Here is a 20832-nt window from a genome sequence, read left to right on the forward strand (position 1 = left end):
CTCAAAGGATCGCAGTCAGCGACAGTGCCTGAGGCGGATTCACCGCATAACGAATGCGCCGAACTTCACCGCTTTTGCTGGTATCAACAAAACGGGAAATGATCCCTTTTTTGACCCAAATGCCGAGCATGGCATCAACGCCATCTTCGCTGATTCGAAAATGACGCGCTAAGGTCGCACCGCTGGTCGTGCCATGCTGCTCCAGATAACTTTTCAGCTCATTCAGAATCATACAATTTGACGCTCAAATTTTTTAATCACATCGCCTTGATGCTTCAGCAAACGGTATAGCCCCCACCCACCGAGCAGGATGGACGTCATCCACAGCATACTTTGTAGCGGATGTTGCATGATATTCATCGCTTGATAGAAAAATGTTGCCGAACAGTAGGCCAGCCCAAAAGTCCAGACAGCAATAAATCGGGCATATCGGGCACCAAACTCTCTAACATAAGCCCCCATGGCGGCCACACAAGGTGTATAGAGTAAAATAAAAATCAGGTATGCAAACGCTGCGGAATGACTTTGAAAGTAATATTGCAGATTACTGTATATCGATGAATCCACCTCCTGTGCTTCAGCGGCCAATTGAGTATCAGATAAATCCCCGATTTCAATCCCCAGCGGGTCAGAAAAACTCAAAGATATCAAGTTATCAGGGATCGTTTGCAGCGCTTCTTTCAAGCTCGCCAGCAGGTCAAAATCATTGGTTTCATCAGACTGCGAGGAGTACAGGTTATTCAGCGTACCGACCACAGCTTCTTTGGCAAAAATACCCGTCACAATCCCAACGGTTGCCGGCCAGTTTTCTGGTTGTATTCCAATCGGTGCGAACAGAGGTGTAACGCGTTGTGATACCTTTGATAACACCGATGTATCACTATTTTCATGACCGAAACTACCATCAGGTCCAACTGAATTTAAAAAGCTGAGAATGGTTACTACAACAACAATGGTCTTGCCTGCACCCAATACAAATCGTTTTAATTTCTGCCATGTTTTGATCAAAATATTTTGTAGTGTCGGTAATTCATAATCCGGTATTTCCATCACCATACTTTCACTACTGCCGGGGTAGATCGTATGTCGTAATACAATACCAGTGAATACCGCAGCAATAATCCCTAACAGATAAAGCGAAAAGACAACATTCTGACCACTATGAGGAAAAAAAGCCGCAGCTAATAACGCATAAACAGGCAACCGGGCCCCACAAGACATAAACGGAGCCATAGCAGCAGATAATCGTCTTTCTCTTTCCTGATCCAAGGTTCGTGTCGCCATGATTGAAGGAACATTACAACCAAATCCCAGAATAAGCGGCACAAAAGCTTTACCCGGCAGACCGATTTTCTGCATCACTTTGTCGAGTACAAACGCAGCCCGGGCCATATACCCTGAGCTTTCCAGTACCGCTAAAAACAGATAAAGGCAAGCAATCACCGGAATAAAGGTGGCGACAGTTTGAATCCCCCCACCCAGTCCATCAGCCAGCAAAGTGACCAGCCATACCGGGAGATGTTGATCCAATAAAGCATGCCCCCCATCAACCAGCAACGCACCCACAGAAATATCAAAGAAATCGATAAAAGCACTCCCGATATTAATCGAGAACATAAACATCAGGTACATCACCAGAAAGAAGAAAGGAATACCAACCCACTTATTGAGCACCACCTGATCGACACGCTTGGTGAAACTATGCCCCAATACACCTTGCTCACGACGCACATCCTGACATTGCTCATGTAACCAGGTGTATTTGACATTGGCGACATGCAAGTCAATATCCAGCAAGCTGTTCAGTTGCAAATCATTCAATTGCCGTCGGGCTGACTCTGATAAGAGATTAGTGATAAGTGTGTCACCGCCCAGTGCACGGATTGCGAGCGCCCGAGGAGAAACGGCTTGTGACGTACCCGTTTGTGATAAAAATAATGGCGTCGCTGTCTCAATCATCGATTCAAATTGATGACCATAGTCCAGTTGCAATTCATTGAGAGTAAAGCCCTGTAACAAGGTTTTATCGAGACTCTCTTTCAACTGTAACACCTGAGATTTATTGTTGGCAGAAATGGGATACACCGGACAACCCAGTAATTGCGCTAATCGTTTCACATCAATCGAGCGACGCTCTCTTTTGAGCACATCCATTTTATTGAGCACAACGATCATCGGACGCCCGAGCTCACGCAACTGCAAGGTCATATACAGACTTCGCTCAAGACAGGTCACATCAACCACATTCAAAATTAAATCTGCCGGATGTAACAGGACCGCTTGCGATGCAATCGACTCATCAATACTGTGGCTATCATTGCCACTATCCAGCGCATAAATACCCGGTAAATCAGTGAGAGAGAATTCATTCCCAGAATAGGTATATTTACCCGTTTTTTTCTCAACCGTGACGCCAGCCCAGTTCCCAACCTGCTGACGCGCACCAGTTAAGCCATTAAACAACGTTGTTTTGCCGCTGTTTGGATTACCGACCGTTAAGATATTGTATTTCATCCGATAATCTCCACTTCAATTGCTGCCGCAATTTTTTCTCTGATCGCCAGAGAAACACCACGCACCTCAACCTGAAGCGGGTCTCCCATGGGTGCTTTTCGAATCAAAAGAACGGGAGTTTCTGGCAAGATCCCCATGATCATCAAGCGCTTTCGAACTTCAACAGAAAGTTGGTGAAAGCCTAAAATCGATGCACGTTGACCGGGATTTAACTGAGATAGATTCATGGTTAATTCTTACTGGTATGATGTATGAGAAGCATTCTCGTTATCAGATTCCAGTATACGCGCAAATACGGGAAAAATTATTGAGAAGGATCAAAAGTGGATATACTTCGAAGCATTCCAAAGTATTCATGATGGCGCCTTTCGTCCGTGGTATAGCGAGCGCTATACCACGTCATTTCTACAATTATTGCGACATTTTAAAACAGTTGGTATAGCTCTGACTCAAGGTCGTTAAAAACTGGAAATAACTCCCTTTTGCCAATGGAATATCGGTTGCCAACGGGTCAAGAACCCCGACTTTAGCCGATGTTCCTCGGGTCACACTGGTAATAACCGATGGTAAAAACTGCGGTTCGGAGAAAATACAGACGTTAGGCTGCTCTTTGAGTTTGGTCCGAATCTCAATCAAGGTCTTCGCCCCCGGTTTCCGCTCCGGACTAACGGTAAAATGACCGATATTATTTAAATGATAATGAGCTTCAAAATACTCATATGCATCATGAAAAACGTAATAGGGATAGTTGTGGTACCCTGCGAATCGCGCCTGAATCTGGCTGTCTGTTTTGGTCAATTGCGTTAAAAAATCAGTCAAATTTTGCTGATACTGTTGATCATGGTCGGGATCTTGTTGAATCAGACGCGCAGCGATGGCTTTGGCAACCACTCGAACCTGCTCAACTCCTAGCCAGAAATGAGGGTTGATATTACCATGATGGTGATGCCCATCATCATCATGTGATGCAGAAAAATGTCGGAACGGTACACCTTTGATGCGGCTAATCATCAATTGATTAGTTTGATGTGATAATACTTTCGATAAAAAGGGTTCCAGCCCTTCACCAAACCAAATGACCAAATCAGCCTGCTTGATCCGCTTTACATCCGAAGGACGAAGTGCATAATCATGCGGTGAAGTATTGGGCGCAAGCAACACATCCGGTTGACTCACACCTGCCATCAATTCGTAACTAATCATTTGAATCGGTTTGATACTGGTTAACACATCAAGTGCCCATACAGGGACTGACAGACTTAAAAGTAGTGTGAATGTGGTGAGACGAAAGAACTTCATGAAATTTATCCCTAACTTATGGCTTCAATTTGTCACAAATGTTATATTATAACATTACCATTTTGCAAACGAGTTATTTCATGTCAACACTGATCGAGCTACAAGATGTCTGCGTAGCATTCAACCAGAAAAACGTGTTAGACCATATCAGCCTTTGTGTCGAGCAAGGAAAAATCACTACCCTCATCGGCCCGAATGGTGCGGGAAAATCAACGTTGGTAAAAGTTTTACTAGGGCTGCAACCCATTCAATCGGGTCAAATTACACGCTCACCACGACTCAAAGTTGGTTATGTTCCGCAAAAGCTTCGTCTGAATGAAACGTTGCCGCTGACTGTACAACACTTTTTGAAACTTGCCGGACGCTATAGTCGGCAGGAATTGAACAATGCCCTGACATTGGTAGGAGCAGCACACCTCACTCATAGCAGTATGCACCATTTGTCTGGCGGAGAAACACAGCGCGTCCTACTGGCTCGGGCATTATTACAGCGCCCGGATGTGTTGGTACTCGATGAACCAACCCAAGGTGTTGATGTTCAAGGTCAGATTGATCTATACGAATTAATTCAAACCCTGAGACAACGGTTTGGCTGTTCTATTTTTATGGTGTCGCATGACCTTCATTTAGTCATGGCGCAAACAGACCATGTGATTTGTCTTCAGCACCATATCTGCTGCCATGGTGCCCCCGCAGATATTACCCAACACCCCAACTATATTGCGTTGTTTGGCCGGTCACGCCATGAAGAGTCTCTGGCCTTTTATCATCACCAGCATCAACATCATCATGATCTAGCCGGACAACCGGTCTCTGGCGATGCAACCCAATGTAACCATCACACTCACGGACATCACCACCATGGTTGAGATTATACTTCCTGCCATTCTCGCAGGAATTGGGATAGCCCTGATTGCAGGCCCGCTAGGCTCTTTTGTTGTATGGCGAAAAATGGCTTATTTCGGCGATACACTGGCTCATGCATCTCTGATGGGTTTAGCATTTGGCTTTTTGCTTGATATCAATCTCAACCTCGCACTATTGGTATGCTGTTTAGCTATCGCGACTATTTTAGTCGTTCTACAAAGACAAAAATTCATTGCTACAGATACCTTATTAGGGATTCTTGCGCATAGCTCCCTGTCGGTCGGTCTGATTGCCGTGAGTTTTCTCGATGATGTTCGGATTGATTTGATGAGCTATCTGTTTGGCGATCTACTCGCTGTCACGCCCAGTGATTTATATTTTATCTGGGGAGGCGTCTTCGTAATTGCGACGTTACTTTATTTTATTTGGCGGCCGCTGCTCTCTGCTACTGTGAATGAAGAACTTGCTTCCGTGGAAGGCACCAATACCGATTTGATGCAATTATTACTGATGCTGATGGTTGGCCTCGTGATTGCCGTCGGGATGAAATTCGTCGGCGCGCTGATCATTACTTCGTTATTAATTATTCCGGCTGCCAGTGCCCGACGTTTATCAGCGACCCCGGAACAAATGGCGATGATTGCATCAGCTATTGGTATGATCGCGGTCTTAAGCGGGCTCTATCTCTCCTGGGAGTTTGACACACCGGCAGGTCCATCGGTGGTTATCTCTGCCAGTTGCTTATTTCTCCTGAGTCATTTAGTCAGGAATAAAGCTTAAAAAAATCCCCCTCAATGGTTTGAGGGGGATTTTTCTATTCATTTAAACTGATTCGGTATGCTTACCAGCCAGTGACATCTCTTAAAGCCTGACCGATATTAGCAAGACTTTTCACTGTTTTCACACCCGCAGCTTCAAGTGCAGCGAATTTTTCATCCGCTGTTCCTTTACCACCAGAGATAATGGCACCGGCATGTCCCATCCGTTTACCCGGAGGCGCCGTGACACCAGCAATGTAAGAAACAACCGGTTTAGTCACATGATCTTTAATAAATGCAGCCGCTTCTTCTTCAGCCGTGCCACCGATTTCACCAATCATAACAATTGCTTCTGTTTCTGGATCGTCTTGGAACAACTTCAGAATATCGATAAAGTTAGACCCCGGAATCGGGTCGCCACCGATACCGACGCACGTAGACTGGCCGAACCCTTCGTCTGTCGTTTGCTTCACAGCTTCATAAGTCAGTGTACCAGAGCGGGAAACAATGCCCACTTTACCTTTCTTATGAATATGTCCGGGCATGATCCCGATCTTGCACTCATCCGGTGTAATCACCCCCGGACAGTTCGGACCAATCATACGAACACCAGCTTCATCCAAACGGACTTTAACATCCAGTAAGTCAAGTGTCGGAATCCCTTCAGTGATGGTGACGATCAGTTCGATACCTGCATCAATCGCTTCCAGAATGGCATCTTTACAGAAAGGTGCCGGAACATAGATAACAGACGCAGTCGCACCGGTTGCTTCAACCGCTTCACGCACGGTATTGAACACAGGGAGTCCCAAATGCGTTTGACCGCCTTTGCCCGGTGATACCCCACCGACCATCTGTGTACCATACGCGATAGCTTGCTCGGAGTGGAAAGTACCTTGTCCGCCAGTGAATCCCTGACAGATCACCTTGGTCTCTTTATTGATCAATACAGACATTATTTACCCTCCGCAGCAGCTACAACTTTTTCAGCAGCTTCAGTTAACGAAGTTGCAGCAATAATGTTCAATCCACTCTCATCCAGCTTTTTCGTGCCGAGTTCAGCGTTGTTCCCTTCAAGACGAACCACCACAGGAACAGAAACACCAACTTCTTCTACGGCACCGATAATACCGTCAGCAATCAGGTCACAGCGTACAATGCCACCGAAGATATTGACCAGAACCGCTTGGACATTCTTATCAGAAAGAATAATTTTGAAAGCTTCGGTCACACGCTCTTTGGTTGCACCGCCACCGACATCCAAGAAATTCGCTGGGCTACCTCCATGCAGGTTAACGATATCCATCGTCCCCATCGCCAAACCGGCACCGTTCACCATGCAGCCGATATTCCCGTCGAGAGCAACGTAGTTAAGTTCCCATTGTGCTGCATGAGCTTCACGCTCATCTTCCTGTGAAGGATCATGCATCTCTCTCAATTTTGGCTGACGATACATTGCATTTGAGTCAATGTTGATTTTCCCATCGAGACACAACAGATTACCGTCTCCGGTAATGATCAGCGGATTAATTTCGAGCAGTGCCAGATCATACTGACTGAACATTTCACCAAGACCCATGAAGATTTTGACGAATTGTTTAATCTGATCCCCTTTTAAACCCAGCTTAAATGCCAGCTCACGTCCCTGATAAGGTTGTGGGCCAACAAGCGGATCAATGGCTGCTTTATGAATCAGTTCTGGTGTTTCTTCAGCAACTTTCTCAATTTCAACCCCACCTTCAGTCGATGCCATAAAGACAACGCGACGGCTGGCGCGATCAACCACAGCACCAAGATAAAGTTCGTTCGCAATATCAGATGCAGCTTCAACTAAGATTTTTGTCACCGGCTGACCATTGGCATCGGTTTGGTAAGTCACCAGGTTCTTCCCGAGCCACTTCTGGGCAAAATCACGAATACCATCTTTTGTATCGTGCAGTTCAACGCCACCGGCTTTTCCCCGGCCACCTGCGTGAACCTGACATTTTACGACCCATTTTGTCCCGCCAATTTTACCGGTGGCTTCAGCAGCTTCCTGTGGGGTGCTGCACGCATAACCATCAGGAACTGGCAGACCAAATTCTGCAAAGAGCTGTTTGGCTTGATATTCATGCAAATTCATTGTGCTATTCCGTTGTATATTATTTTTTCATTCAATTTCGCTTCAACGAAACGAAACATTTTGCAGGGTACTCAGTACGCGCTGAAACATGACGGCATGTTTATTTCCATACATGCTGACAACACAAGACCAGGTGTTGAGCAACCCAGCCTGCATAGCAGATATCCGGAAGAAGATACCTGCCATATCATTGATTACACATCCAACAGTAAGCGTGTCGGATCTTCCAGCAATTCTTTAATTGTGACGAGGAATCCTACGGATTCACGGCCATCAATCAGACGATGGTCATAAGAAAGAGCCAGATACATCATCGGCAGAATTTCTACTTTGCCATCAACCGCCATCGGACGATCCTGGATTTTATGCATCCCAAGAATAGCAGCCTGAGGCGGATTGATGATTGGTGTTGACATTAAAGATCCAAAGACACCACCGTTGGTCACCGTAAAGTTACCACCCGTCAGTTCTTCGACGGTTAACTTACCGTCCCGGCCTTTCTCTGCCAGCGCTTTAATTCCCTTCTCGATCTCGGCAACACTCAACATATCGCAGTCTTTCAGGACTGGCGTCACCAGACCACGCGGTGTTGATACAGCAATACTGATATCAAAGAAGTTATGGTAAACAATATCACTACCATCAATAGACGCATTCACTTCAGGATAACGTTTCAGCGCTTCTGTGACGGCTTTGATGTAGAACGACATAAAACCGAGACGGATATCATGTCTCTTCTCAAACAGATCTTTGTACTGTTTGCGCAGATCCATGATTGGTTTCATGTTGACTTCATTGAAAGTTGTCAACATAGCAGTACTGTTTTTCGCTTCCAGAAGACGCTCTGCAACACGCTTACGTAAACGTGTCATCGGAACACGTTTTTCGCTTCTTGCTGCAGCGGGTACTGCAACCGATTCCTGTTGCTCCGCTGTTGAAGCTTTTGACGCTGACGCCAGATACGCTTCGACATCTTCACGGGTAATTCGACCACCGACACCGGAACCTTTCACCTGAGATACTTCAAGGCCATGCTCTGCCATCAAACGACGCACTGCAGGACTCAACGCATCATTGGTCTCTTCATTCAGGTTTGCTTTATGGCGTTTGTCCGGAGAAGGCTGCGTCGATGTTGTTTTCTCAGACGTTGGCTCACCTGCAACGGCACCGGGCTTAAGGAGCCCCAGCAATTGCTTTGATAGTACCGTTGCACCTTCCTCTTCAGAAATCGACTCAAGCACACCCGCTTCTGGCGCAGGTACTTCTAAGACGACTTTGTCTGTTTCAATTTCAACGAGGACTTCATCACGCTCAACCGCATCACCCGCTTTTTTATGCCAAGTTGCTACGGTTGCATCTGCTACCGATTCAGGTAAATCCGGAACCAGAATTTCAACTGTCATACTTATTTTTCCTTTTATTTCTAGTTCTTAATCTAGTTTCAACGCATCATCAACGAGCGCTTTCTGCTGTTTCAAATGAACCGACATATAACCGACCGCCGGAGAAGCCGAAGCAGGACGTCCTGCATATTTCAGTTCGGCACCAGCAGGAATAGCGGCTCGGAAATTATGTTGGCTGCTGTACCATGCGCCCTGATTTTGTGGCTCTTCCTGACACCAGACGTAATCCACAACATTGGTATAAGAGGCAATTGCAGCCTGAACATCTTCCAGCGGAAATGGATACAATTGCTCGATACGGACAATCGCGACATCCCCTTGCTCATTACTACGTCGCTGGGCCAGCAAGTCGTAATAAACTTTGCCCGCACAGAAGACAACGCGTTTCACCTGAGCAGCATCGAGTTCATCAACTTCCGGAATCGCGGGCTGGAAAGTCCCACTCGCTAAATCTTCCATTGAAGAGACGCACAGCGGATGCCGTAACAGAGATTTCGGTGACATCACAATTAAAGGACGACGCATCGGACGAACCACCTGACGTCTGAGCATGTGATAAACCTGAGCTGGTGTCGAAGGCACGATCACCTGCATATTTTGCTCAGCGCAAAGTTGCAGGTAACGTTCGAGACGAGCAGAAGAGTGCTCCGGTCCCTGTCCTTCATAGCCATGCGGTAATAACATTGTAATGCCACATAAACGGGCCCATTTCTGTTCACCAGAAGAAATGAACTGGTCGATCACAACCTGAGCACCATTGGCAAAATCACCAAATTGCGCTTCCCAGATCGTTAAACCACCGGGTTCAGCTGTGGCGTAACCATATTCAAAAGCCAGTACGGCTTCTTCAGATAACACGGAATCAATGACTTGGAATGGTCCTTGATTACTGTGAAGATTCTTCAGCGGAACATAGGTACTTGCATCATTTTGGTTATGAAGCACAGAGTGGCGGTGGAAGAATGTACCCCGTCCGGAATCCTGACCGGAGATCCGGATCCGATGACCGTCATCAACCAATGTTGCATAGGCCAAGATCTCAGCCATCCCCCAGTCCAGTAATTTCTCACCGTTAATCATCGCCAGACGATCAGTGTAAATTTTCTCGACCCGGCTTTGCAATTGATGGCTTTCCGGATACAAGCAAACACGCTTACCAATATCTTTCAGCCGATCCAGGTCAAACTCGTTTTTCCACGCTTCATCCCATTCGTGAGACAAATAAGGTGACCAGTCAACCGAATGCATGGCCATGGGACGCCACTCTTTGACAACAACTTCACCATGATCCAAAGCATCCCGATACTCGTTGACCGCCTGAGTGACAAATTCAGCATCAACATCCTGACGTTCGATCAGCAAATCACCATATAATTTACGCGGTGTCGGATGCTTTTTAATTTTTTGGTACATCAACGGCTGAGTCGCATTGGGCTCATCTGCTTCGTTGTGACCATGCCGGCGATAACAAACCAGATCAATCACAACATCCTGACGGAATGTATTGCGATAATCCAACGCAATATGGGTAACAAATGCCACCGCTTCCGGATCGTCGGCATTGACGTGGAAAATCGGAGCCTGAACCATTTTTGCGATATCAGTACAATACATGGTCGAACGTGTATCTCGCGGATTTGAGGTTGTAAATCCGACCTGATTGTTAATCACGATACGTACCGTGCCACCGACCTGATAACCACGAGCCTGAGACATATTGAACGTTTCTGCAACCACGCCCTGACCAGTCACTGCGGAGTCACCATGAATGGTAATCGGTAGCACTTTTGTACCATCTTTATCGCCCAGTCGATCCTGACGAGCCCGGACTGAGCCCATCACTACAGGGTTCACGATTTCCAGATGTGAAGGGTTAAACGCCAATGCTAAGTGAATATTTCCACCCGGGGTCGCAAAATCGGCAGAGAATCCCTGATGGTATTTCACATCACCCGTTCCCCACGTTTCATCGTGCTTACCCGCAAACTCATCAAACAGATCCTGAGGACGCTTACCTAAGACATTGACCAGCATGTTCAGACGCCCACGGTGAGCCATCCCAACAACCGCTTCGCGCATCCCCTGAGAGCCTGCACGACGGATCAGTTCTTTCATCATCGGTATGAGTGCATCACCACCTTCCAGAGAGAAGCGTTTTGCACCGGGGAATTTGGCTCCCAGATAGCGTTCCAAACCTTCAGCAGCAGTCAACTCTTCCAGGAAAGTAATTTTTTCTTCTTTAGTAAAGGATGGCTGGCCGACAACCGATTCCAGACGCTGCTGAATCCAACGCTTTTGCTCGGTATTGGTCATGTGCATATATTCTGCACCGATAGACCCACAATAGATTTGATTCAGAGATTCATGAATATCCTTAAGCTTCATGGTCTCCTGACCTATCGCAAAAGAACCGACATTGAATGTCTCTTCCATGTCTTCGGGGTTGAGATTATGAAATGAGGGGTCAAGCTCAGCCACTGTCGGCCGCTGCCATAGACCGAGAGGGTCCAACTGAGCTGCTTCATGACCGCGAAAGCGGTACGCATTAATTAACTGTAATACTCTTACTTGTTTTGCATCGACATCGGGGTCACTAACTTGGACATTGTAATGCTTTGTCTCTTGAGCGAGTCGACGGAAGTAATCACGGACACGTGAATGCGGTTGTTCAACCACATTGCTATCATCAGGGCTGGATAGCCCCTCAAAAACACGTCTCCACTCCTCACTTACCAGGTCGGGATCACTTAAATAGAGTTCGTAGATATCTTCTACGTACGTTGCATTGGCGCCAGCCAAGTGTGAAGACTCGAGCCATGCCTTCATCACGCCGTTGTGCATATTTTCCCTTTACCAGTAGTTTTCACGTTTTGCTGCGGTCTACGCCGAGCTCTGAAAATGCAGGTCCGAAGACCTGCAAACCATCATCTAAACATCTAAACGGAACGTTTAATCAACATTGATTTAATATGACCAATTGCTTTCGTTGGATTGAGACCTTTTGGACAAACACTGACACAATTCATAATGCCATGGCAACGGAAAACACTAAACGCATCGTCAAGATTAGACAAGCGTTCATCTGTTGCCGTATCACGACTGTCAATCAACCAACGATAAGCAGCCAACAGTCCGGCTGGTCCGATGAATTTATCCGGATTCCACCAGAATGAAGGACAGGAAGTCGTACAACATGCACACATAATACATTCATACAATCCATCCAAATGTTCACGCTCTTCAGGAGACTGTAAATTTTCTCTGGATGGCGGTAAATTCCCATCAGAAATCAGATAGGGCTTCACTTTGGCGTAATTATCGTAGAACTGTGTCATGTCAACGATCAAGTCCCGAATTACCGGCAGTCCCGGTAATGGTCGGATAACAATTTTATCGCCTGACAAAGCTGATAGCGGTGTAATACAGGCTAGGCCATTTTTGCCATTCATGTTCAAACCGTCAGAACCACAGACGCCTTCCCGACATGAACGACGGAATGCAATCGAAGGATCCTGCTCTTTCAGCTGAATCAATGCATCCAGTACCATCATATCCGAACCTTCAGGAACGTCCAGCGTATAGTCCTTCATGTAAGGCTTTTTATCCACATCCGGATTGTAACGATACAGAGAGAAGTTAAGTTTCATCATATGGTCCTCCCCTTAGTATGTACGAATCTTTGGTGGAAATGCATCACGATGAACCGGTGCCATATTGACATCACGCTTACTCATCTGTTCAGTTTCCGGGTTATAAATCGAGTGGTATAACCAATTCTCATCATCCCGGTCAGGATAATCAAAACGAGCATGAGCACCACGACTTTCGGTCCGATAATTGGCAGCGACGGCTGTTGAATAAGCGGTTTCCATCAAGTTATCCAGTTCTAAGCATTCAACACGCTGAGTATTAAACTCACTGGATTTGTCTGCAAGATGCGCGTCTTTCAAACGTTCACGGATAACTTTGAGTTCTTTCAGGCCATCAGCCATGGCATCCCCTTCGCGGAATACCGAGAAGTTATGCTGCATACACGTCTGAAGATCTTTGCGGATTTGTACCGGATCTTCACCACCCTTACTGTTTTCCCAGCGCATATAGCGAGACAGAGAAGCTTCAATATCCGATTCTGTCACATCACGCGCTTCAGCCTGAGCCGCCAATGTTTCACCGAGATGAAGCCCGGTCGCCCGACCAAAGACTACCAAATCCAGCAGGGAGTTTCCGCCCAGACGATTCGCACCATGCACGGAGACTGATGCAATTTCACCACAAGCGAATAATCCCTGAACATCAACATCACGACCAGAAGCATCTTGTTTCAATGCTTGCCCGGAAACCTGAGTCGGAACCCCGCCCATCATATAGTGACAGGTTGGAATGACCGGAATCGGTTCTTTGACTGGATCAACATGTGCAAACGTTCGGGAAAGCTCACAAATACCCGGCAAACGAGATTCCAGAACTTCTTTACCCAGATGGTCGAGTTTTAGTTTAATATGAGGCCCCCATGGGCCGTCACAGCCACGCCCTTCGCGAATCTCAATCATCATTGAACGGGCAACCACATCGCGACCCGCCAAATCTTTCGCATTCGGTGCATAGCGCTCCATAAAACGCTCACCATCTTTATTGAGCAGATAACCACCTTCGCCCCGGCAACCTTCCGTCACCAAAACACCGGCACCGGCAATTCCGGTTGGGTGGAACTGCCACATTTCCATGTCTTGCATCGGTACACCAGCGCGTAATGCCATCCCAACACCGTCACCGGTATTAATATGAGCATTGGTTGTCGAAGCGTAGATGCGTCCGGCACCACCTGTCGCCAGAATGGTCGCCTTCGACTTGAAGTAACACACTTCACCCGTTTCCATACACAGAGCAGTACATCCCATCACGACACCATCTTGGTTTTTCACCAAGTCCAGTGCATACCATTCTGAGAAGATCGTGGTTTTATGCTTGATATTCTGTTGATACAAGGTATGGAGTAAAGCATGACCGGTTCGGTCTGCTGCGGCTGCAGTTCTTGCCGCTTGCTCACCACCAAACTCTTTTGACTGACCGCCAAAAGGGCGTTGATAGATAGAACCATTCTCAAAACGGGAAAACGGCAGCCCCATTTTTTCTAATTCAATGACAGACTCTGGGCCGTTTTTACACATATATTCAATCGCATTTTGGTCACCGATATAATCGGAACCTTTTACGGTGTCGTACATGTGCCATTGCCAATTATCTTGATGAGAATTTCCTAGCGCAACAGTAATACCACCCTGTGCAGATACTGTATGAGAACGGGTAGGAAACACTTTAGACAGCAAAGCACAAGACAAGCCTTGCTCTGAAATTTGTAGTGCAGCTCTCATGCCTGCACCACCAGCGCCGATCACAACGGCATCAAATTCTCGAACTGGAATAGTCACTTAAGCACCCCACAATACAAACAAGCCAGAGAAAAAATATCCTAGTAGCACAGCAATCACAGTAAGCTGTAACAAGCCACGTAACGGTGTGGATTTCACATAATCCGTCAGAACCTGCCACAAACCGATCCAGCCGTGAATCAGAACACTCACAAGGGCAATCATTGTGAAGACTTTTGTAAATGTACCACTCCAGAAATCGAGCCATAGTTGATAGCTAATATCACCGGAGAAAGCAAAAAAACAAACAAGATAAACGGTATATAGGGCCATCAGAATCGCGGTCGCACGAACTAATAAAAAGTCGTGAACCCCATTACGCCCCACAGATGAAACATGCTTTACCATACCATGACTCCTGCCAGCAGAGATAAAACGACTGTCACAGCAAATGCAATTTTTGCTGTTTGAGTGCCGGATTCCAACTCTTCAAAGTAACCAAGATCCATTATCAAATGGCGAACACCACCGACAATATGGTAAGACAATGCTGTTAATATCCCCCACAGGATAAACTTCACAAAGAAGCCACCTACAAGTTCAGATGCATATTGAAAACCTTCCGGAGAAGATAACGAAACAGACAACAACCACAACAAAATTCCGATAGCTACAAAAGTGATTACACCTGAAACACGGTGAAGAATAGATGCAATCGCAGTGATCGGAAAGCGGATGGTCTGCAAATCAAGATTTACGGGTCTTAAATTTCTTTCTTTCACAGGCTTGCTCACTCAGCTCCCCATTGAGCATTATTGTTATAAACGAAGAGTCAGCCCTAACTGATAAGTTTTAACAATATTTATACAACTACAAGTGGAAAACGGACAAAAATTGATAAAAAGTTGTTAAAATTTGGTTAAGAAATGTAACATAAATTTCTTACTGGTCACTTCTTATACAGTCCAGACTGACTGGATTCCCAGCCAATATAAGGCTCGCAACATTCTAATACAATTGACGTAACAATTTTTGCTACATAGAACATATTTTTAACTTAATTCGCGTAAAAAACGCAATTGAGTGCACACATCACAGGAGAAGAATTGACTTTAATAAAATCCGGAGTTAAATATTCATTCGCAAACATCCTGGACGGATTAAATAATAAACAAAGGAGATTGTTATGGCAGATAAGAAAGCGACCCTTCATATTGAAGGCAAAGCGCCAATCGAACTGCCAATTATCAACGGTTCTATGGGGCCTGAGGTAATTGATGTTCGACAACTGGGAGCAAATGGGTACTTTACTTATGATCCTGGTTTTCTTGCCACTGCATCTTGTGAATCTCAAATCACCTACATCGATGGTAACAAAGGTGTACTCTTGCACCGTGGTTATCCTATCGATCAATTAGCGAATAACGCAGACTATCTGGAGGTCTGTTATATTCTTCTTTATGGTGAAGCCCCAAACAGGAAGCAATACTCAGAGTTTAAAAATACAATTTCGCGCCATACGATGGTTCATGAGCAAATCGCTAGCTTTTTCCACGGTTTCCGACGAGATGCTCACCCAATGGCAGTCATGGTAGGTGTTGTTGGTGCACTTGCTGCGTTCTATCATGATTCTCTAGATATCAACAACGATAGTCACCGGGAGATCGCTGCATATCGTCTTCTCTCAAAAATGCCGACACTGGCATCCATGTGTTATAAATACTCTGTCGGCCAACCATTCATTTATCCTCGCAACGACTTAGGTTATGCGGAAAACTTCCTTCATATGATGTTCGCAACACCATGTGAAGAATATGAAGTGAATCCAATTGTTGCTCGGGCAATGGATAAAGTTTTCACTCTGCACGCTGATCATGAACAAAATGCTTCAACGTCAACAGTTCGTCTGGCCGGTTCATCCGGTGCAAACCCATTTGCATGTATTGCAGCGGGGATTGCATCGTTATGGGGGCCAGCTCATGGTGGCGCAAACGAAGCATGTCTGCGAATGCTTGAAGAAATCGGCAGTGTCGATCGCATTCCTGAATTCGTTGCTCGGGCAAAAGATAAGGACGATCCATTCCGTCTGATGGGCTTCGGTCATCGGGTTTACAAAAATTATGATCCGCGTGCGACTGTGATGCGAGAGTCCTGTCATGAAGTATTGAAAGAACTAAATATCGACGATCCATTACTGGATGTCGCCATGGAATTGGAAAGAATTGCTTTGTCTGACGACTACTTTGTCGATAAGAAGCTTTACCCGAACGTTGATTTCTATTCGGGTATTATTTTGAAAGCAATCGGTATTCCTATTTCTATGTTTACTGTGATTTTCGCGATGTCGCGGACCATCGGTTGGATTGCTCACTGGAATGAAATGCACAGTGATCCTGAAAGTCGGATTGGTCGCCCTCGTCAGCTCTATACCGGATATAAACTTCGCGATTTTTCACCGCTACACGAACGTGAATAATAAAATCCAGATGTTTGCATAAATCAAAGGGCAGGTTGATAAAACCTGCCCTTTTGAGTCTTAGACCATCGGTTTAGACTGGATTGTCAATATCAACAAACTCAACCGCTATATTTTGAGTTTGGGATAACCATTCCCCTAACGCCTTGACACCATAACGTTCTGTGGCATGATGCCCGGCAGAAAAATAGTGAATCCCCTGCTCTCGGGCACTATGTGTGGTTCTTTCAGAGATTTCACCCGAAATAAAAGCATCCAGCCCTTTGGCTGCAGCCAAATCAATAAAATCTTGTCCGCCGCCGGTACACCACCCTACGGTGGATATCAACTGATCTTCACCTGACGCAATATGAAGCGGTTCGCGTTGTAATACCGTGGCAATTCGCTGGCTCAAAGCTGCGCCACTAATTGGTTCTTGGAACGCCCCATACATCGCCACCGACTGCTCATGGCCTTCCAATCCACCAATCACATCAATCCCGAGTAACCGAGCCAGACAGGCGTTATTCCCCAGTTCAGGATGAATATCCAGTGGTAAATGATAAGCATACAGATTGATGTCATGCTGAATTAACCGACGAATCCGTTTTCCTTTCATGCCACGGATCGGCTCGGGTTCCCGTTTCCAAAAATAGCCATGATGGACCAAAATCGCATCGGCTTGCAACGCAATCGCTTTTTCAATCAGCGCCTGAGAAGCGGTCACACCGGTGACAATTTTCCTGATTTCGGAACGGCCTTCAATTTGTAACCCGTTCGGACTGTAATCCTGAATTAAATCGGGACGCAGTTTCTCGTTGAGTAATGTTTCGAGCTCAAGGTTATTCATGATTCTTCCCGCTGTTGTTGTTCTTTTGGTGTTCGTGCTAGGCAGGCTACAATGACACCTAAAATACTTCAAGAGGCATTGATAATGGATTTAACCGCAATTGCCCGATGGATCTGTGAGACACCCGGATTGTTTCTGGCCGAACCACCGATAGAATCGTATTCACCATTTACAGAACATGACCGTTCTTCAGTTTCATTGCCAGCATTGCCGAATCAGCGACTCGGGTTGCTCTATCAATCGGTCTGTTCCGCGCTGTTTACCTCTAGTCCAAGCTATACACTGATCGCAGAAGAAGTTCAGATTATCGATAACGGGAAAACACTGGGCGCTATCGACTTCATTCTTGACAACCAACAAACATCACAACAAGAACACTGGGAAGTTGCGATCAAATTCTATCTGCTCCATCAAGGCCAGTGGTTTGGTCCGAACGCGAAAGACCGGCTGGATATCAAACTCCGGCATATGCTTAATCATCAGTTACCGCTCTCTGCCCACCCCATCGTTTTACAACAATATCCACAATGGCAAGTGACATCGCGACATCTTCTGATGCAAGGGCGGCTGTACACAAACCCATTTACGGATGAACCGCTCCCTCAGGGTTGTCTGGGTTACACCCTGAATCCAACGCAAATTCAAGGTCACTGGTGCTATCAGGCTCAGTTTAGCCAGATCCGTGAGCCACTCTATTTACTGGAAAGACATCAGTGGATGACCGGACGGACAGCAACCAACCTTCGTTACCAACCAGAGACACTGGAACGGGCTGTTCATTGTCAGTCGGAAAGTGGGTTATTCTGGTTTATCGTACCGGATAACTGGCCGCATTAAATCACGTTTATTTTTTCAAAATCCCATGCAGCGATGAAAACTGATCTTATACTTTGCTCATTAGATTGTGCATCACAGGAATGAACACAAAAGGAGAAAAATATGATCGATCATATCAGTACCTACGCAACCGACTATGAGGCCACCAAAGCATTTTATGCGGCGGCCTTTGCCCCACTCGGCTATGGTCTGCAAATGGAATTTGTCGCTGAATGGAATGAAGCATTTCCACAACAGCGTATGTGTGCGTTCGGCCCGCAAGATAAACCAGCGTTCTGGATTATCGAGACGAAAGAGTCATTTACTCCACGCCATGTCGCCTTTACAGCAGCGTCACGCCAACTTGTTGATCAATTTTATGCCCAAGCCATCGCGCATGGCGGTCAAGACAATGGCAAGCCGGGACTTCGCCCCATGTACCATGAACACTACTATGGCGCCTTTGCACTGGATCCGGATGGAAACAATGTAGAAGCAGTCTGTCATGATCCTGAATAATTGACACATTTGCCCGGATAGCGATCACGATGCTGACCACCATTCGTTACCATTTTTCGTCGCCATTTTCGAAACAAAGTTAGTGACAGGGAAATGTTGTGACGGGAAAATGTCAAGGGAGTGCCGAAGCACTCCCTTGTATGTTATTGATACAAATGCAGATTAAAACTAAACCCCTGCATCGGCAAAGACTTGATTCACAATATCTTGAGCTGCTGATTCGATCTGTTTCAAATGTTCCTCACCTTTAAAACTCTCACAGTAGATCTTGTAAATATCTTCCGTTCCCGAAGGACGCGCAGCAAACCAACCAAATTCCGTCGTTACTTTCAGGCCACCAATGGCGGCACCATTTCCCGGCGCATGGGTCAGTCTTGCCGTAATTGGGTCTCCGGCCAACATCTGAGCGGAAACCATTTCAGGAGATAGCTTTTTCAAGACCTCCTTCTGCGGACCCGTTGCAACGGCCTGAAGACGGCTATATTTCGACTCACCATGTTTTGCAGCCAGCGCTTCATAATATTGCTGAGGATTTTTTCCGGTGACTGCAGTGATTTCAGCAGCCAATAAGCAAAGAATAATGCCGTCTTTATCCGTCGCCCATGGAGTTCCGTCAAATCTTAGGAAAGATGCACCGGCACTTTCTTCACCACCAAAACCAAACTGTCCTGAGAATAGCCCATCGACAAACCATTTAAAGCCAACGGGAACTTCACACAGCGTTCGGCCTAAGTCAGCAACAACCCGGTCAATCAATGCACTGGAAACCAAGGTCTTGCCAACTGCAACATCAGCTTTCCAATCACGGTGACGATACAAGTAGTCAATACAAACAGCCAAAAAGTGATTTGGATTCATTAATCCCTTCGATGTCACAATCCCATGGCGGTCATAATCCGGATCATTACCAAATGCCAGATCATATTGATCTTTCAGCGCCAATAATCCCGCCATCGCGTAAGGCGAAGAGCAATCCATCCGGATCACACCGTCTTTATCGAGCGGCATAAACCGAAACGTCGGATCAATCGCCTCATTGACCAACTCTAAATTCAACTGGTATGTTGCTGCAATCTGCCGCCAGTATTCAATACCACTGCCTCCGAGCGGATCGACACCAATTTTCAGGTTGGCCTGTTGAATTGCAGGCATGTCAATCACATTGACCAGATCATCGACATACGGCGTCACTAAATCCTGTTCAACATAGCGTTCCGATACCATTGCTTGCTGTAACGGAATCCGTTGAACAGCCGTCATTCCATTCGCAATAATTTCATTCGCCCGATTTTCGATCGCTTGTGTCACCTCACCTTCAGCCGGGCCGCCATGCGGTGGATTATATTTAATCCCGCCGTCTTGAGGTGGGTTATGAGATGGCGTAATCACAATCCCATCTGCTTTTTGCTCATGCTTGCGGTTATAAGTCAGGATTGCGTGAGAAACGCCCGGGGTTGGTGTATACCCCTGCTCAGCCTGAACAATCACCTGAATATCATTGGCGATTAAAACTTCGACAACACTGGAAAATGCACATTCCGACAATGCATGGGTATCTTTACCAACAAAAACAGGGCCTGAGATACCAGCTTGACGTCTCACTTCAGCAATCGCTTGTGTTATCGCCAGAATATGATTTTCATTGAACGAAGATTTTCCAGAAGTTCCTCTATGTCCGGACGTGCCAAACTCAACTTTATGCGCCTTTTCGTCAGCATTGGGCTTAAGACGGTAATAATCAGAGACAAGCACAGGAATATTTTGTAAATCGTCATGTTGTGCTTGCTTTCCAGCTCTCGGGTGAATAGCCATATGACATCCTTGGTTTCAAAATAACAATTTATCTAAACTCACAGTATT

General features: G+C 46.1%; 19 protein-coding genes. 5 read left to right on the forward strand and 14 right to left on the reverse strand.

The window, feature by feature from the left end; all coding sequences use genetic code 11:
* Position 1: 1 nt before the first annotated feature.
* From VRK_RS10160 to znuA, 4 genes are all read right to left on the reverse strand, one after another.
* Complete coding sequence (locus VRK_RS10160; protein ID WP_059121256.1) at positions 2-232, reverse strand: FeoC-like transcriptional regulator; 231 nt, start codon at positions 230-232, stop codon at positions 2-4.
* On the reverse strand, positions 229-2514 hold the full coding sequence (gene feoB / locus VRK_RS10165) for a Fe(2+) transporter permease subunit FeoB (protein WP_059121257.1): 2286 nt from the start codon (positions 2512-2514) through the stop codon (positions 229-231). Before feoB ends, VRK_RS10160 begins: the two co-directional genes overlap by 4 nt.
* A complete protein-coding gene (locus VRK_RS10170) occupies positions 2511-2741 on the reverse strand; it encodes a FeoA family protein (RefSeq protein ID WP_059121258.1) in 231 nt (76 codons plus the stop codon). The genes feoB and VRK_RS10170 overlap by 4 nt, the downstream gene beginning before the upstream one ends.
* Positions 2742-2925: 184 nt before the next feature.
* Positions 2926-3813, reverse strand: coding sequence for a zinc ABC transporter substrate-binding protein ZnuA (gene znuA, locus VRK_RS10175; protein WP_059121259.1), 888 nt, complete (start codon positions 3811-3813; stop codon positions 2926-2928).
* Positions 3814-3893: 80 nt separating this feature from the next.
* On the opposite strand from znuA, the gene znuC reads away from it, so the two are divergent.
* Both znuC and znuB read left to right on the forward strand, forming a co-directional pair.
* Positions 3894-4682, forward strand: a complete 789-nt coding sequence (gene znuC, locus VRK_RS10180; protein ID WP_059121260.1) for a zinc ABC transporter ATP-binding protein ZnuC — start codon at positions 3894-3896, stop codon at positions 4680-4682.
* Positions 4675-5460, forward strand: a complete 786-nt coding sequence (gene znuB / locus VRK_RS10185; RefSeq protein ID WP_059121261.1) for a zinc ABC transporter permease subunit ZnuB — start codon at positions 4675-4677, stop codon at positions 5458-5460. The genes znuC and znuB overlap by 8 nt, the downstream gene beginning before the upstream one ends.
* Positions 5461-5521: 61 nt before the next feature.
* Here znuB and sucD read toward each other — a convergent pair whose 3' ends face one another.
* The 8 genes from sucD to sdhC form a co-directional block, all read right to left on the reverse strand.
* Complete coding sequence (gene sucD, locus VRK_RS10190; RefSeq protein ID WP_059121262.1) at positions 5522-6394, reverse strand: succinate--CoA ligase subunit alpha; 873 nt, start codon at positions 6392-6394, stop codon at positions 5522-5524.
* Positions 6394-7560, reverse strand: coding sequence for an ADP-forming succinate--CoA ligase subunit beta (sucC, locus tag VRK_RS10195; RefSeq protein ID WP_059121263.1), 1167 nt, complete (start codon positions 7558-7560; stop codon positions 6394-6396). The genes sucD and sucC overlap by 1 nt, the downstream gene beginning before the upstream one ends.
* A gap of 194 nt (positions 7561-7754) precedes the next feature.
* A complete protein-coding gene (gene odhB / locus VRK_RS10200) occupies positions 7755-8963 on the reverse strand; it encodes a 2-oxoglutarate dehydrogenase complex dihydrolipoyllysine-residue succinyltransferase (RefSeq protein WP_059121264.1) in 1209 nt (402 codons plus the stop codon).
* 27 nt (positions 8964-8990) lie between these two features.
* Positions 8991-11804: a 2-oxoglutarate dehydrogenase E1 component gene (sucA, locus tag VRK_RS10205; protein ID WP_059121265.1), complete on the reverse strand. Its 2814-nt coding sequence runs from the start codon at positions 11802-11804 to the stop codon at positions 8991-8993.
* Between the two features lie 95 nt (positions 11805-11899).
* Positions 11900-12610, reverse strand: a complete 711-nt coding sequence (locus VRK_RS10210; protein ID WP_059122734.1) for a succinate dehydrogenase iron-sulfur subunit — start codon at positions 12608-12610, stop codon at positions 11900-11902.
* A gap of 15 nt (positions 12611-12625) precedes the next feature.
* A complete protein-coding gene (sdhA, locus tag VRK_RS10215; protein WP_059121266.1) occupies positions 12626-14392 on the reverse strand; it encodes a succinate dehydrogenase flavoprotein subunit in 1767 nt (588 codons plus the stop codon).
* The gene (sdhD, locus tag VRK_RS10220; RefSeq protein WP_059121267.1) at positions 14393-14740 is read right to left on the reverse strand and encodes a succinate dehydrogenase, hydrophobic membrane anchor protein; all 348 of its coding nucleotides are present in this window, start codon (positions 14738-14740) and stop codon (positions 14393-14395) included.
* Complete coding sequence (gene sdhC, locus VRK_RS10225; protein WP_059121268.1) at positions 14734-15126, reverse strand: succinate dehydrogenase cytochrome b556 subunit; 393 nt, start codon at positions 15124-15126, stop codon at positions 14734-14736. Before sdhC ends, sdhD begins: the two co-directional genes overlap by 7 nt.
* 392 nt (positions 15127-15518) lie before the next feature.
* Here sdhC and VRK_RS10230 point away from each other — a divergent pair, with 392 nt between their 5' ends.
* A complete protein-coding gene (locus VRK_RS10230; RefSeq protein WP_059121269.1) occupies positions 15519-16808 on the forward strand; it encodes a citrate synthase in 1290 nt (429 codons plus the stop codon).
* 73 nt (positions 16809-16881) lie between these two features.
* Here VRK_RS10230 and VRK_RS10235 read toward each other — a convergent pair whose 3' ends face one another.
* On the reverse strand, positions 16882-17637 hold the full coding sequence (locus VRK_RS10235) for a Nif3-like dinuclear metal center hexameric protein (protein WP_059121270.1): 756 nt from the start codon (positions 17635-17637) through the stop codon (positions 16882-16884).
* An 84-nt stretch (positions 17638-17721) separates the two neighbouring features.
* Here VRK_RS10235 and VRK_RS10240 point away from each other — a divergent pair, with 84 nt between their 5' ends.
* Together VRK_RS10240 and VRK_RS10245 are read left to right on the forward strand one after the other, a co-directional pair.
* The gene (locus VRK_RS10240) at positions 17722-18474 is read left to right on the forward strand and encodes a DUF1853 family protein (protein ID WP_059121271.1); all 753 of its coding nucleotides are present in this window, start codon (positions 17722-17724) and stop codon (positions 18472-18474) included.
* Positions 18475-18576: 102 nt separating this feature from the next.
* A complete protein-coding gene (locus VRK_RS10245) occupies positions 18577-18972 on the forward strand; it encodes a VOC family protein (RefSeq protein WP_059121272.1) in 396 nt (131 codons plus the stop codon).
* A gap of 168 nt (positions 18973-19140) precedes the next feature.
* Here the strand turns inward: VRK_RS10245 and pgm are convergent, their stop codons facing one another.
* A complete protein-coding gene (gene pgm, locus VRK_RS10250) occupies positions 19141-20784 on the reverse strand; it encodes a phosphoglucomutase (alpha-D-glucose-1,6-bisphosphate-dependent) (protein WP_059121273.1) in 1644 nt (547 codons plus the stop codon).
* Positions 20785-20832 lie beyond the last annotated feature (48 nt).

This window comes from Vibrio sp. MEBiC08052 (assembly GCF_001506075.1).
GTDB lineage: Bacteria > Pseudomonadota > Gammaproteobacteria > Enterobacterales > Vibrionaceae > Vibrio.